This window comes from Streptomyces sp. NPDC047130, from assembly GCF_040643475.1.
GTDB lineage: Bacteria > Actinomycetota > Actinomycetes > Streptomycetales > Streptomycetaceae > Streptomyces.
Map to the genome: position 1 here is coordinate 49,666 of NZ_JBEYUK010000013.1, position 13,921 is coordinate 63,586.

Below are 13,921 nucleotides of genomic sequence, written 5' to 3' on the forward strand. Positions count from 1 at the left end.
TCCAGTGTGCATCACGCGGGGACGCGGGTGGAGTGACGCGGGACACCCGCGCCGCCGGGTCGGGACGCGGGCTCCGCGGGCGGGACGGCCCGGGTCAGCCGCGCCGGTGGCCCTCGACGCAGAAGCGGTTGCCCTCCGGGTCCGCCAGGACGACGTACGGCAGCGCGCCGGGCGGCAGGACGTCCGGGTAGTGCGGCCAGTCGACGTGCCGCGCCCCCAGCGCGACCAGGCGGTCCACCTCCTCGTCCAGGTCCCGCTCCCCCGCGTCCAGGTCCAGGTGGATCCGGGGGAACCGCTCGGCGGGGCTCTCGCTGGTGTCCAGGGCGAGGGCGAGGCCCGGCTCGCCCGGCGGCGGCTCCAGGACGATCCACTCGTCGCCCTCGAACCGCGGGGGACGCCGCACGTAGCCCAGCGCCCGCCGCCAGAACTCGCCCGCCCTCCGGTCGTCGTCCACACCCAGGGAGACCTGCTTGATGGTGGCCATGCGGGCACCCTAGGGCCGCCCGGCGGCCGCGTCCCGGCGTTCGCCGCGAGCGGTCGGCCGCGGGCGGTCGGCCGCGGGCGGTCGGCCGCGGGCGGTTCACGCGGGCGGCCGGTCGGGCGGTGGCCGGTCGGGCGGTGGTGCCATGCTGGGCCGATGCGGATGCGCGTGGCGGGTGAGCACGACCTGGACGGATTCCTCCGGCTGGCCGCGGAGGTGGAGCGGTGGTTCGGCCCGATGGTCGCCGAGCCGGGGTTCCACCGGGCGCTGCGCACCCATCTGACCCGGGGGACGGCGCTGCTGGCCGAGGAAACCGACGGGGCGCCGTTCCCCCTCGGCGGGCTGCTGTTCGACCCCGCCGAGGCCGGATCGGCGCGGGCGCACCACCTCGACTGGCTGGTGGTCTCCGCGGCGGCGCGCGGGACCGGGGTGGGCCGCGCCCTGCTGGACGAGGCCACGGCGCGCTTCGTGACCGGGCGCCCGGCCGTCCTGGAGGTCGTCACCTTCGGCGCGGACCACCCCGGCGCGGTGGAGAGCGGCGCCCGGGTCTTCTACGAACGGCTCGGCTTCACCGCCTGCGAGCCGGCCGCGCCCGGTCCCGAGGGAGGGTCCCGCCAGGTGTACCGCCGGACGGTCACCGGGGCCGCCACGGGGTCCTGAGCTGCCGGCCCGGCGGGGAGCAACCGGAAAACGCGGTGGCACCGCTCCCGCCGGGCGGCGTATGATCCCGCGTCTCCCCGCCTCCGTGCCCCGGAGTGCCGCCGACCGGACGGAAACCGGCCGGCCCGGCCGCCCCCGCGCCTCGCGCCCGGCGGCCGTCACCGCACCGCAGATCATCAGGTACGACCGGAGGCATGCCTTGTCCAGCGCATCGAGCCCGTCCGACGACGCCCTCGCCCGGGAGCGGGCCCACCTCGCCGCCTCACGGGCCGCGCTGCGGGCGATGAGGGAGGACGTCGAGGCCCTCGACATCCGCGACGTCACGGCCAACTGGGTGAACGCCGAGGTGCTCGGCCGGCAGATCGACGAGCGGATCAAGGCGCTCGCCGACCTCAGCGACACCCCCCTGTTCTTCGGCCGCCTGGACTTCCTGCACGCCCCGGGCGCCGACCGGCCGGAGAACGCGCAGGGCGCGGAGCGTGCGCGGGACGCCGAGCCCGCCGAGCCCGCCGAGGACGTCGAGGACGTCGAGGACGCCGAGGACGCCGAGGACGGGCGGCCGGGGGCGGGCGCCGTCGACCGGAGGTTCTACATCGGGCGGCGGCACGTCCACGACGCGGACGGCGACCCGATGGTCATCGACTGGCGCGCCCCGGTCTCCCAGGCGTTCTACCGGGGATCCCGCAAGGACCCGATGGACATCGGGCTGCGCCGCCGCTTCGGCTACACCGGCGGCGAGCTCACCGCCTACGAGGACGAGCACCTCACCGACCCCGCCGAGGCGGAGACCACCAGCCGGCTCCTCCAGCAGGAGATCGAGAAGCCGCGCGTCGGCCCGATGCGGGACATCGTCGCCACCATCCAGCCGGAGCAGGACGAGATCGTCCGCGCCGGGCTCGGCGGCACGGTCTGCGTGCAGGGAGGACCCGGCACCGGCAAGACCGCCGTGGGCCTGCACCGCGTGGCGTACCTGCTGTACGCCTACCGGGACCGCCTCGCCCGCACCGGGACCCTGGTCGTCGGGCCCAACCGCTCCTTCCTCCACTACATCGAGCAGGTGCTGCCCGCCCTGGGCGAGCTGGAGGTCAAGCAGGCCACCGTCGACGACCTGGTCGCCCACGTCGAGGTGCGCGGCGTCGACGAACCGGCCACCGCGCTGCTCAAGGGCGACGTGCGGATGGCGGAGGTGCTGCGGCGGGCCGTCCGGTCCCACGTCACCCTGCCCGACGAGGCGGTGGTGGTGGTCCGCGGCTCGCGGCGGTGGCGGGTCCCGGCGTACGAACTGGAGGAGATCGTCCAGGAGTTGCTCGCCCGGGACATCCGCTACGGCGCGGCGCGGGAGGCGCTGCCGCAGCGGATCGCGCACGCGGTGCTGGTGCGGATGGAGCAGTCGGGCGAGGCGCCGGACGACCGGGTGCAGGACGCGGTCGCCCGGAACGCGGCGGTGAAGGCGGCGGTCAAGGCGATCTGGCCGCCGGTCGACCCGGCCAAGCTGGTACTGCGGCTGCTCTCCGACCCGGAGTTCCTCGCCGCGCAGTCGGAGGGCGTGCTCGACGAGGACGAACGCAAGCTGCTGCTGTGGACCCGGCCGGCGCGGTCGGCGCGGTCCGCGAAGTGGTCGGCGGCGGACGCGGTGCTGATCGACGAGGCGGCGGACCTGGTGCGGCGGACGCCCTCGCTGGGGCACGTGGTGCTGGACGAGGCGCAGGACCTCTCCCCGATGCAGTACCGGGCGGTGGGCCGCCGCTGCACCACCGGCTCGGCGACGGTCCTGGGCGACCTGGCGCAGGGCACCACGCCGTGGGCGACGCGGACCTGGGAGGAGGCGCTGCGGCACCTGGGCAAGCCGGACGGGGTGATCGAGGAGCTCACCGCCGGTTTCCGCGTGCCGACGGACGTCATCACGTACGCCTCGCGGCTGCTGCCGCACATCGCGCCGGGGCTCACGCCGGTGGCGTCGGTCCGGGAGAACCCCGGGTTCTTCGAGATCCGCCGGGTCGACGCGGCGGAGGCGGTCGTCGCGGCGTGCGGGGAACTGCTCCGCAACGAGGGGTCGGTGGGCCTGATCGCCGCGGACGCGCGGGTTCCGGTGCTGGCCGAGGCGCTCGCGGCGGCGGGGGTCGGGTACCTCTCCCCGGGCGAGGAGACCACGGTAAGCACGCGGCTCACGCTGGTGCCGGCGTCGCTGGCGAAGGGCCTGGAGTACGACTACGTGGTGCTGGACGAGCCGGCGGCGGTGGTGGACGGGGAGCCGGACGAGCGGACGGGGCTGCGGCGGCTGTACGTCGCCCTGACCCGAGCCGTCTCCGGCCTCCTCGTCACCCACACCGCCCCCCTCCCGCCCCACCTCGCCTGACTCACCCGGCCCGCGCGGCCGGCCCGCAGCGGGTCACCCGGCGTCGAGGGTGGTGCGCCAGGTGCGGACGGCGGGGGCGGAGACCGGGCCGTCCCAGCCGCCGTCGCGGACCGCCCCGCCGACGTGGAACGCCCGCACACCCCCCGCCCGCAGCACCGGCACGTGCTCCAGCCGCAGCCCGCCGCCCGCCATCAGACCGGGATCCCCCGGCGCCGCGCCGGCGGCCTCCGCGAGGAGGACGGGGAGCCCGGCGGACACGCCGTCCGCCGCTCCCGCGGTGAGGCAGAGGTCCGCCCCCGGCAGCAGCGCCACCCCCTTCCGCACGGCGTTCCGGTCCGCCGCGTGGTCCAGCGCCCGGTGGAACGTCCACGCGCACCCGTCCAGCGCGTCCACCACCCGTTCCATCGCCGGGACGTCCAGCGACCCGCCCTCGTCCAGGAACCCGAGGACGAACCCGTCCGCCCCGGCCTCCCGCAACTCCCCAGCCCGGCGCACCAGTTCGGCCACGCCGGGGTCGCCCCCGGCGGAGAACCCGTCCGCGAGCCGCAGCATCACCCGCACCGGCAGGTCCACCGCCGCCCGCACCGAGGCGAAGACGGCGGCCGACGGGCTCAGCCCGTCGGCCGCCATGTCCGTCACCAGCTCCAGCCGGTCCGCGCCGCCCTCCTGCGCGGCCACCGCGTCCTCGGCGTCCAGGGCGATCACCTCCAGCACGGACCGCTCCGACCGCTCCGACCGCTCACTCACCGGCATGGGCACCTCGCACCTCGCACCTCCCGCTCGCCGCAGAGGTCTAGTCCAATGGGACCCCCAGCGTACGCGCCCGGCCGCGGGCGGTCAGCGCCGTCGGCCGAAGATGTTCAACTCCGCCTCCTCCACCCCGGCGAGCTCGTACGGGGCTCCCCCCACCGGACGGCCGGAGTACAGGCGGACCAGGGTCGCGGCGTCCCCGATGTACCGCCCGGGCGCCCGCGTGCCGTCGCCCAGCCGCAACGGCTCGTCGTAGCCGTCCAGGTCGGCGTGGACCGGGACGAGGCGGTAGGTCCGCGTCACCCAGGCCAGCAGCGCCAGCGCGTCCGCCTGGCCGGGGCCCGCGTAGGCCCCGGGCAGCCCCCACGCCTCGCGCACGTCGCCGGCGTGGATCCACTCGCCCAGCGCCACGCCGTCGCGGCGGCCGTCCAGGGCGGCGATCGCGGGACCGGCCTCGCCCAGGCCCCGCTCGAGTTCGTCCACGATCCGCGCCACCGGCCAGTCGGCCCGCTCCGCGATGTCGCGGGCGTTGTGCTCGGGGCCGCCGGCTCCCTTCTCCCAACGGCCCTCCACCAGACGGGTGAGGACCGCCCCGCAGTGGGCGAGCGCGTCCCGCACCGTCCACCCGGGGCAGGCGGGCACCGGGAGCGCGAAGTCGGCGTCCTGACGGGACCGCAACAGCGGGACCAGCGCGTCCCGTTCGAGGGTGAGCAGCCTGCCCGGCAGCTCCGGGTCGCGTTCGCGTCGTCGTACGTCGGCAGGTGTCGTCATACGGTCACGCTAAGGCTGGTCCCCGCTCGTCACCAGTCCCCTCCGGTGCGCCAGCGCGGCGGCCTCCCCCCGGGTGGCGACGCCCAGCTTGGCCAGGATGTTGGAGACGTGGACGCTCGCCGTCTTGGGCGAGATGAAGAGCCGCTCGGCGATCTGACGGTTGCTCCGGCCCTCCGCGAGCAGCGGCAGGACCTCGCGTTCGCGGGCCGTCAGCCCGTGGGGCGCGTCCCGCGCGGCGGCCGGCCGGGCGGGCAGCAGCGCCTCGGCCGCCGCGGCCAGGGGCCGGGCGCCGAGCCGCCGGGCGGCCGCGGCGGTCAGGTTCACGAGGTCGGCGGCCCGCTCCCGGTCGCCGTCGCCGCCGCGCGCGGTCAGGGCCTCGGCCAGCCGCAGGCGGACCCGGGCCAGGTCGAACGGCCGCTCCAGCCGCTCGAAGGCGGTGACCGCCTCGGACCACGCGTCCACGTCCTCCGCCGCCCGGCGGTCGCCGTGGCCGGTGCCCCGTTCGGCCCTCCGCAGCGCCGCCCGCAGCCACAGCTCGTGCGCCTGCCACACCGGGGCGAGGGCGGCCTCCCTTCGGGCGGCGGCGCGCAGCCGCTCCAGTGTGCGCGGGTCGGCCGGCCCGGCGGCGATCCCGGCCTCCGCCGCCTCGACCAGTAGCGGCCAGTTGTGCGCGGGGGCGCCCAGCGGCAGTCCGGCGTCCAGCACGGCGGGGAGCGCCTCCCGCGCCCGCGCGCCGTCGCCGCGTGCGGTCGCCAGCACGATCCGGGCGCAGGCCAGCGGGACCGTCGTCTGCGGCAGCCGGTCGCTGTTGGCGAGCAGGTCCCGCGCCTCGCCGAGCAGCCGCTCGCCCTCCTCGAGCGCCCCCCGGTGCAGGGCGACGAAGGCCGTCACCAGGCGGGCCGCCCCCTGCGCCTCGATCGCGTGGCCGATCCGCCGGGCCCTGCCGGCGGCCTCCAGCACGCCGTCCCAGTCGCCCAGCGAGTACCGCGACTCGGCGAGGTTGGCGTGCACCCAGACCCCGGAGACGACCAGGCCGTAACGGCGGGTGTACCCGGCCCCCTCCTCCAGCATCGCCGCGGCCTCCCGGGACCTGCCCACCGACTCCAGCTGCGCGGGCAGGTTCACGTACACCCGGGCGGTCGGCTGCGTCAGGCCGGCGGCGGTGGCCTCCTCCCTGACCCGGAACAGCTCGCGCAGTCCGCGGTCCAGGTCGCCGGAGTGCACCAGCATGCAGGCCAGGGTGATGCGCGCGTTGAGCTCCACGGGGAGGGACCCGATGCCGCGGGCGTACGCGACGGCCTCCTCGGCGGAGGCGATCGCCTCGGGGCCCTGGTGGCGCACCATCGCCCAGGACGCCGCGTTGGCCAGCACCCAGGCGTGCACCTGGGAGGGCGGCAGTCCGCGGGTCAGCTCCCGCGCACGGGCCAGTTCCGCCCGGCCGTCGCCGCGCGCCAGCTCCTGGGTCAGCGTGGAGCTCTGGTCCCAGAACCAGGCGGCGCGCAGCGGGTCCCGCCGCTCGTCGAGCAGTTCCAGCGCGCGCCGGGTCAGCCTGAGCGCCCGGTCCCGCTCCCCGCACAGCCGGCCGGCGACGACGGCCCGGGCGAGCAGGTCGGCCTGGTCCGGGCACGCCGCCGGGCTGCCGGGCGCCCCGGGCCCGGCGTCCGTGCCGTACGGCGGGACCTCCCCGAGGTCGGAGCGCCGCAGCCCCGCCCTGACCTGCTCGGGCGCCACGTCCCACAGTTCCAGCGCCCGCTCCAGCATCCGCAGCTGCTCGGCGTAGGCGTAGCGGCAGGACGCCTCGCGGGCGGCGGCCAGCACGGCGGGCAGGGCCTTGGCGGCGTCCTGCGCGCAGTACCAGTAGCCCGCCAAACGGGTGGCGCGCCGGTCCGCGGCGACCAGCGTGGGGTCGGTCTCCAGGGCCTCGGCCAGCCGCCGGTTGATCCGGGCGCGCTCACCGGGCAGCAGGTCGTCGGCGACGGCCTCGCGCACCAGGGAGTGGCGGAACCGGTACCCGTCCTGTTCCGCCTCGGCGAGCAGCAGGTTGGCGCCGACGGCGGCGCGCAGCGCGTCGTTCAGGCCGTCCTCGGTCAGCTCGGCGACGGCGGCCAGCAGCCGGTGCTCCACCAGGGACCCGGCCTCGGCGAGGATCCGCAGCACCCGCTGGGCGTCGTCCGGGAGCCGCTCGACGCGGACCAGGAGCAGGTCGTGGAGGCTGTCGGCGCGGTCGCCGCAGGAGAGTTCCTCGACGAAGAAGGCGTTGCCGTCGGAGCGCCGGTAGATCTCGTCGACCCGCTCGGAGGCGGGTGCGGCGCCGTCGATGCCGGCGAGCTGGGAGGCGACCTCGTCGCGGCTGAAACGGCCCACGTCGATCCGGCGCACGGTGCGCAGGCGGTCCAGCTCCGCCAGGAGCGGGCGCAGCGGGTGGCGGCGGTGGACGTCGTCGCTGCGGTAGGTGGCGAGGATCAGCAGCCGTCCGGTACGCAGGGTGCGCAGCAGGTAGGCGAGGAGGTGGCGGGTCGAGGTGTCGGCCCAGTGGACGTCCTCGACGACCAGGACCACCGTGCGGGTGGCGGAGAGGTCCTCGAGCAGGCGGGCCGTCAGTTCGAAGAGGCGGGCCGTGCCCTCGTCGTCGTGCCGGCCGAGCGGGGCAGCGCCGAGTTCCGGCAGCAGCCGGGCCAGTTCGGTCTCCCGGCCGGCGACCGCGGCGGCCAGTTCGGCGGGCAGCTCCCGGCGCAGCACCCGCAGGGCGGTGGAGACGGGGGCGAACGGCAGGCCGTCCGCCCCGATCTCCACGCAGCCGCCGACCGCGACGACCGCGCCCCGGCCGGCCGCCCCGGCGGCGAACTCCTCGACCAGCCGGGTCTTGCCGACCCCGGCCTCGCCGCCGAGCAGCAGCGCCTGCGGCTCGGCGGCGTCGGCGCGGTCGAGCGCCTCGCCGAGGACCCGCAGCTCGTCGGCCCGGCCCACGAACACGGGGCTCACGTTCCTGGTCTCCACGCCCCGGAGCATCGCACAGGCGTCCGCCCCGACGGCACCCGTTCCCCGGGCCCCGAACACCACCCCCACCCTCCCCCGACCCCCCTCGGACACCGACCCGACCGGACGGGCGGACGGGTCGGTCCGGGCGGTGCGGTCCGGGATCGTCACGTGGTGGGGCGGGGGGCGTGGCCGGGGGCCTGCACGGGGTGGCGGTGCGGGCGCCACCGCGTGACGCGGCGCCCGGCGGACTCCTTCCGCGCCCGGACCGCGGCCCGGGCCAGGCGGGACCGCGCCGCCCGCGCCCGCAGCTCCGCGCCCCGGGTCTCGTGGAACGTGTACTCGACCAACTCGGCCATGGCGTTGCCCCCTTGGTTCTTCTGCGTCTCCTGACGCATCAACCTTCGTTTCCCAGGGGGTCCGCGCGCATCGGGAGAGTTCCGCATCTTCCGCGCCGTCAGGCGTCCTAGACGCCGGCCCGAGGGTCCCGGAGCCGGCTGAGCACCGCGCGACCCCGCCTAAGACCCGTCCCAGGGACGTACGCTCCCCGGCATGCCGATCGTCGAGCGCCTACGCCCGGACCACGCGGAAGCCGTCCTCGCCTTCGAGCGGGAGAACCGCGCCTACTTCGCCCGCACCATCCCCGACCGGGGCGACGCCTACTTCGCCCACTTCGCCGACCGGCACCGCGCCCTGCTCGCCGAACAGGCGGAGGGCGTCTGCCACTTCCACGTCGTCCTCGGCGACGACGGCGCCGTCGTCGCCCGGGTGAACCTGATCGACGTCGACCCCGCGGAGGGGACGGCCGAGCTGGGCTACCGGGTGGCCGAGGCCCACGCCGGCCGCGGCCTGGCCACGGCCGCCGTGCGGCAGGTGTGCCGGGCGGCGGCGGAGACCTACGGCCTGCGCGCGCTCGTCGCCGTCACCGACGAGAGCAACGCCGCGTCCCGCCGGGTCCTCGCGCACAACGGCTTCGCCGAGACCGGCCGCTTCCTCCTCGACGGCCGCCCCGCCGTCCGGTTCCGCCGCCCCCTCGGCGGGACCTGACCGCCGCGACGGACCCGCGCCCGCCCCGGAACGGCTACCCGCGGGCGGCGGCGTTCAGCGCCTGCCGGAGGTGGCCGCCGGCCTCCTCCAGGAGCCGCGCCGCCGTCGCCGCGTCCACGCCCACCGCCAGGGCCAGCACCGCCGGCTTCACCTCGCCGCCGGTGGCCTTCAGCACGTCGGCCACCTCCGCGTCCGGCGCCCCAGTGGCCTGCACGACGATGCGGTGCGCGCGGGCCCGCAGCTTCTCGTTGCTCGCCCGCACGTCGACCATCAGGTTCCCGTAGGTCTTGCCCAGGCGGACCATGGTGATCGTCGACAGCATGTTGAGGACCAGCTTCTGCGCCGTGCCCGCCTTCAGCCGCGTCGACCCCGCGACCAGCTCGGGCCCGACGACCACCTCGACCGGGTGCTCCGCCGCGGCGGCCAGCGGGCTGTCCGGGTTGCAGGCCACCCCCACGGTGAGCGCCCCGGCGGCCCGCGCGTACTCCACCGCGGCGACCGCGTAGGGCGTGCGGCCGGACGCGGAGACGCCGACCACGCAGTCGTCGGCGGTCAGCCCGAACTCCTCCAGGTCGGCGCGCGCGGCGTCCGCGTCGTCCTCGGCGCCCTCCGCCGAGGTCACCAGGGCCTGCGGGCCCCCCGCGATCATGCCGGTCACCTGGCCCGGAGCGGTGTTGAAGGTCGGCGGGCACTCGGAGGCGTCCAGCACCCCGAGCCGGCCCGCCGTGCCCGCGCCCGCATAGACCAGCCGGCCGCCGCGGGCCATGCGCTCCGCGATGGCGTCCACGGCCGCGGCGATCCGCGGCACCTGCCCGGCGACCGCGAGGGGCACGGCGGTGTCCCCCTCGTTCATCAGCTCCGCGATCCGCTCCGTCGGCAGCAGGTCGAGCTCGGCGAGGTCGGGACGGGCTGCCTCGGTGGCGAGGTGGTCAAGGCCGTCGAGACGGTCGGGGCGGTCGGGACGGTCGGGGCGGTCGGGGTTGTCGAGACGGTCGGGGTTGTCGAGCTGGGCTCGCGGATCGGCACCTGACATGGCGGCGGTCACTCCCTGGGAGGACGGACGGAAACTCTGCGGCGGCCGCGTCGAAGCGGCTCGGGCGCCCGTGGGCTCGGCGGCACAGCCGCTCAGCGACACGGCGGATCGGCGCCACGGCGGCCCGAGAGCTCAGCGGCCCAAGGGCTCGGGGGCTCAGGGGTTCAGCGGCTCAAGGGCTGGGGGCTCAAGGGTTCAGCGGCTCAAGGGCTCGGGGGCTCAAAAACTCAGCGGCGGTGGCGGTGGGCGAGCGCCTCGTAGGAGGCGGAGAGGGCGGGGGCGGCCCGGTCGTAGGTGCGCTGCGCCACGCCCACGAACAGGCAGTCCACGACCAGGAGCTGCCCGGTGCGCGAGGACATCGCGGCCGGCCGCAGTTCGCTCTCCCGGGCCGTGGAGGTGGTCAGGACGTGGTCCGCGTACTGGGTGACCGCCGAACCGGGCCGCCCGGTGACCACCACCGTGGTCGCGCCCCGCTCGAAGGCGACCCGCAGCGGCTCGATCACGTCCCCCGTGGAGCCCGAGTGGGTGACCGCCACGGCCACGTCACCCGCGCCGAGCTGCACCGCGTTGGTGACGGCCAGGTGCGGGTCGCTGTGCGCGTGCGCGACCGCGCCTATCCGCAGCAGCTTCTGCGCCAGGTCCTGGGCGACCAGCCCGGACGCGGCCACGCCGTAGACGTCGATCCGCCGCGCGGCGGCCATCGCGGTGACGGCGGCGTCCAGCTGGGCGGTGTCCAGCCCGGCGGCGGTGTCGGCGAGGGTCTGCCGCTCGTCGTGGGCCAGCTTGGCGACGACCTCGGCGATCGGGTCGTCGACGGCTATGTCGGCGGTGACCGACGGGGAGCGGCCGGACTCCTGCTGGGCGGCGAGCCCGGCCAGCGCGAGGCGCAGGTCGCGGTAGCCGGGGTAGCCCAGCAGCCGCGCCGTGCGGACCACGGTGGCCTCGCTGGTGCCGGTGAGCTCGGCCAGGCCGGTGACGGTGAGCGCCGCGCAGCCGGCCGGGTCGCCGGCCACCGCCTCGGCGACGCGCTGCATGGACCGCGTCATCGAGGGGCCCAGTGTCCGCACCTTGGCCGCGAGGGCGGCGGGAGCGGGCGGGGCGGGCGGCACGGGCACGGCGGCCCGCGCCGGGGCGCGGCCTCCTGCTCCACGGGCGGGGGACGGCACGGTCGGTGAACTCACGAAACTTTCCTTCACCTAGAAGGTAGCCCCTGAAAGATATTTTCGTTCCCTGGTCAGGGTCAAGGGCGCGTGACAATGGGAGCATGAGCGCCATCAGCCCCCTCGAACAGGCCGTGCACGCGGCCCGTGCCCTCGTCCTCGCCGATCTGGTCGCCGGAGACGTCGCCGAGGCCGACGTGGTCTCGCTGGTCGAGGACTCGGTGGTGCAGCGCCGCTGGTGGGTGGAGCAGTGGCCGGAGGGCGCGGAGTTCCTGCCCGGCCTCGTGGCGCAGGACGTGCAGGACGCGCTGCTGGACAAGTTCGGCCGGTGGCCGCTGTGCCCGGTGTGCGCGCACGGCGAGCCGCACGCGCTGGAGATCGAGCCGGAGCTGGGACCCGACCCGCACTGGGTGTGCCACCAGGCGGGCGTCCGGGTCGCCGCGGTGGGCTCGCTGGGCTCGGCCCTGCCGGGCGCCGCCTCGCCGGACGCGTCGTGACCCCGTGACCCTGTACATCGACCCGCCCGCCTGGCCCGGCCACGGGCGCCTGTGGTCCCACCTGGTCAGCGACGTGTCCTACGACGAACTCCACGCCTTCGCCGCCCGCCTGGGCGCGCCCCGGCGGGCCTTCGACGGCGACCACTACGACATCCCCGCGGACCGGTACGACGACGCGGTCGCGGCCGGGGCGGTCCCGGTCCGCAGCCGCGAGATCGTCCGCCGTCTGCACGCCGCGGGCCTCCGCCGCCGCAAGCGGCCGGGGACGACGCGGGCGTAGCGCGCGCCGCCGCCCCGGACCGGGACCACCGGGCAGCCGGGAACACCGGGCACCCGTGCGCGGGCGGTCGGTCAGTCCGCGCGCCGTTCGAGGACGAGCACGCCGCCGGGTTCCTCCAGGTGGCCGACGGGCCGGAACGCGGCGCGTTCCAGGACCCTGCGGGAGGGGGTGTTGGCGGCTTCGACCCGGGCGGTGACGACCCGGACGCCCTCCTGGTCCAGGGCCCAGGCGCTGAGGGCGCGCAGGGCCTCGGTGGCGTAGCCCTGGCCGCGGGCGGCGACGGCCAGGTCGTAGCCGACCTCGACGCGCCCCTCCTCGTCCGGCGGGCCGTGGAAGCCCATGGAGCCCAGCGCCCGGTCGTCCTCGCGCCGCAGCAGGACGTAGGAGCCCCACTCCGGACGGAGCGCGCCCTTGTCGTAGGCCGACGCGACCATGCCCGCGCCCTCCCGGGTGCCATCGAACGGGCCGCCGGGGACCCAGTGGTGGCCGCCGTCGCCGCCGAGCGCGAGGTCCGCGACGGCCGGGACGCTCAGCGCCTCCAGGGTCAGGCGCTCCGCCTCGATCAGCGGCGTGTTGTACCAGTGCCACCGTGTGACCGGCGCCTCGCCCGGCAGGGTGCCCCGCCCGGTGGCCCACAGCAGCGTCCGCCACGGGTCGTCGCCCTGCCGCACGTGCGGGAAGAGCCGGGCGAGGACGTACCCGCACAGCTCCGCCGACGGCCGGTACGCGATGCCGAGCCCTTCGGCCATGTCGTGGGTGTGGAGCAGCACCTCCGCGACGCCCATCGCGGCGAACCCCTCGCGGCCGGCGCCGCGGAAGGGGTACGGGTGGAAGCCGCGGGCCGCCCTCGGCGCCGTCCGGCAGGCCAGTGCCAGCATCACGCCGCCCGCCTCGATCGCCTCCAGGGCGGTCGGGGCGTCGGCGTCCGGCGGGTCCAGCGTGTACTCCACCGGCCGGTAGGCGTCCGGCGCCCGCGTCGCCAACTGCGTGGCGTAGGCGAAGAGATCGCTCACCACGTGCTGGGCGGTCCGCCGGCAGTCCCACTCCACCCGTCCGGCCCGCACCGTGGACCAGTCCCGTCCCGCGGCCGGCCGCAGGGCCGCCACCGCCTCCGCCACCGCATCGGTCACTGCCTTCGCCGCCGCGTCGCCCCCCAGGGCGCCCAGAGTCGTCATGACCGGAGCCTAGGGCCCGGATCAGCCGGTGAGCAGGTCGATTTCGGACCTCAGGTTGTAACGGGCGGTCGCCTCCCAGTGCTCCGCGCCGTAGGGGGTGCGGAAGAGCCGGGGCAGTTCCAGGAGCTGCCGCAGGATCGCGGTGCGGCCCTCGCGGAACAGGTCGGAGGGGATGAAGTGGTACTCCTGCCGGACGGCGGCCGTGTACGCGGCGTACGCCTCGGGCGGGGAGGCGAGGACCGCCAGGTCGGCGTCGCAGAGGACCTGGCCGTCCGGGTCGTCGTCGGCCGGGTCGTGGGTGACGGTGAGCCGGACCAGGCGGGCCACCTGCGCGGTCCGCGCCGCGTCGACGCCCGCCTCGGGGAGCGCCACCTCCGCGAGACGGGCCGACCGCTCCTCGTTCTCGGAGCGGTCGGGGTGGTAGACGGCGTCGTGGAACCAGGCCGCCAACCGCACCGCGTCCGCGTCGGCCGCGTACCGCTCCAGCTCGTCCACCCGGTCCAGGACGGCGGTGAGGTGGGTGAGCGTGTGGTAGCGCCGCTGCGGCTCCGCCCAGCGGGCCAGCAGGTTCTCGGCGTACGGCGCGGGGTCCGGCTCCGGCGCTCCGCCGCGGGCGGCCGTCAGGGCCCGCGCCCAGCGGGCACGCAGCGCGTCGAGGTCGGCGGGATCGGCGGGGGCGGCGTCGGGTCGCGTCATGCCCCGCATTGTGGACCGCCCGCGCACGGGACGCGCTCC

At 76.7% G+C, this 13,921-nt stretch carries 14 protein-coding genes; 5 read left to right on the forward strand and 9 right to left on the reverse strand.

Annotated elements, in window-relative coordinates:
• Positions 1–94 precede the first annotated feature (94 nt).
• The gene (locus ABZ836_RS17420; protein WP_356130032.1) at positions 95–484 is read right to left on the reverse strand and encodes a VOC family protein; all 390 of its coding nucleotides are present in this window, start codon (positions 482–484) and stop codon (positions 95–97) included.
• 153 nt (positions 485–637) lie between these two features.
• Between ABZ836_RS17420 and ABZ836_RS17425 the strand changes: the two genes are divergently transcribed.
• Positions 638–1,141 carry a GNAT family N-acetyltransferase gene (locus ABZ836_RS17425; RefSeq protein WP_361143036.1) on the forward strand — a complete coding sequence of 168 codons (504 nt, stop codon included), beginning with the start codon at positions 638–640 and terminating at the stop codon, positions 1,139–1,141.
• Positions 1,142–1,424: 283 nt separating this feature from the next.
• Entirely contained in the window at positions 1,425–3,497 is a 2,073-nt protein-coding gene (locus ABZ836_RS17430; RefSeq protein ID WP_361143271.1) for an ATP-binding domain-containing protein, read from the forward strand.
• Positions 3,498–3,530: 33 nt separating this feature from the next.
• Here the strand turns inward: ABZ836_RS17430 and ABZ836_RS17435 are convergent, their stop codons facing one another.
• From ABZ836_RS17435 to ABZ836_RS17450, 4 genes are all read right to left on the reverse strand, one after another.
• Positions 3,531–4,244 carry a copper homeostasis protein CutC gene (locus tag ABZ836_RS17435; RefSeq protein WP_356130038.1) on the reverse strand — a complete coding sequence of 238 codons (714 nt, stop codon included), beginning with the start codon at positions 4,242–4,244 and terminating at the stop codon, positions 3,531–3,533.
• A gap of 90 nt (positions 4,245–4,334) precedes the next feature.
• On the reverse strand, positions 4,335–5,018 hold the full coding sequence (locus ABZ836_RS17440) for a maleylpyruvate isomerase family mycothiol-dependent enzyme (protein WP_361143039.1): 684 nt from the start codon (positions 5,016–5,018) through the stop codon (positions 4,335–4,337).
• A gap of 9 nt (positions 5,019–5,027) precedes the next feature.
• A complete protein-coding gene (locus tag ABZ836_RS17445; RefSeq protein WP_361143042.1) occupies positions 5,028–8,027 on the reverse strand; it encodes an AAA family ATPase in 3,000 nt (999 codons plus the stop codon).
• A 134-nt stretch (positions 8,028–8,161) separates the two neighbouring features.
• The gene (locus ABZ836_RS17450; protein ID WP_361143045.1) at positions 8,162–8,392 is read right to left on the reverse strand and encodes a hypothetical protein; all 231 of its coding nucleotides are present in this window, start codon (positions 8,390–8,392) and stop codon (positions 8,162–8,164) included.
• A 154-nt stretch (positions 8,393–8,546) separates the two neighbouring features.
• Between ABZ836_RS17450 and ABZ836_RS17455 the strand changes: the two genes are divergently transcribed.
• On the forward strand, positions 8,547–9,041 hold the full coding sequence (locus ABZ836_RS17455; RefSeq protein WP_356130044.1) for a GNAT family N-acetyltransferase: 495 nt from the start codon (positions 8,547–8,549) through the stop codon (positions 9,039–9,041).
• A 34-nt stretch (positions 9,042–9,075) separates the two neighbouring features.
• Here the strand turns inward: ABZ836_RS17455 and murQ are convergent, their stop codons facing one another.
• The gene (gene murQ / locus ABZ836_RS17460; protein WP_361143048.1) at positions 9,076–10,074 is read right to left on the reverse strand and encodes an N-acetylmuramic acid 6-phosphate etherase; all 999 of its coding nucleotides are present in this window, start codon (positions 10,072–10,074) and stop codon (positions 9,076–9,078) included.
• 227 nt (positions 10,075–10,301) lie between these two features.
• Positions 10,302–11,189: a MurR/RpiR family transcriptional regulator gene (locus ABZ836_RS17465; protein ID WP_361143274.1), complete on the reverse strand. Its 888-nt coding sequence runs from the start codon at positions 11,187–11,189 to the stop codon at positions 10,302–10,304.
• 149 nt (positions 11,190–11,338) lie between these two features.
• Here ABZ836_RS17465 and ABZ836_RS17470 point away from each other — a divergent pair, with 149 nt between their 5' ends.
• Both ABZ836_RS17470 and ABZ836_RS17475 read left to right on the forward strand, forming a co-directional pair.
• Positions 11,339–11,731, forward strand: coding sequence for a hypothetical protein (locus ABZ836_RS17470; protein WP_356130048.1), 393 nt, complete (start codon positions 11,339–11,341; stop codon positions 11,729–11,731).
• 4 nt (positions 11,732–11,735) lie between these two features.
• A complete protein-coding gene (locus tag ABZ836_RS17475; protein WP_361143051.1) occupies positions 11,736–12,011 on the forward strand; it encodes a DUF4031 domain-containing protein in 276 nt (91 codons plus the stop codon).
• 71 nt (positions 12,012–12,082) lie between these two features.
• Here the strand turns inward: ABZ836_RS17475 and ABZ836_RS17480 are convergent, their stop codons facing one another.
• Both ABZ836_RS17480 and ABZ836_RS17485 read right to left on the reverse strand, forming a co-directional pair.
• A complete protein-coding gene (locus tag ABZ836_RS17480; protein WP_361143054.1) occupies positions 12,083–13,186 on the reverse strand; it encodes a GNAT family N-acetyltransferase in 1,104 nt (367 codons plus the stop codon).
• A 21-nt stretch (positions 13,187–13,207) separates the two neighbouring features.
• Positions 13,208–13,882: a hypothetical protein gene (locus ABZ836_RS17485; RefSeq protein WP_361143057.1), complete on the reverse strand. Its 675-nt coding sequence runs from the start codon at positions 13,880–13,882 to the stop codon at positions 13,208–13,210.
• Positions 13,883–13,921 lie beyond the last annotated feature (39 nt).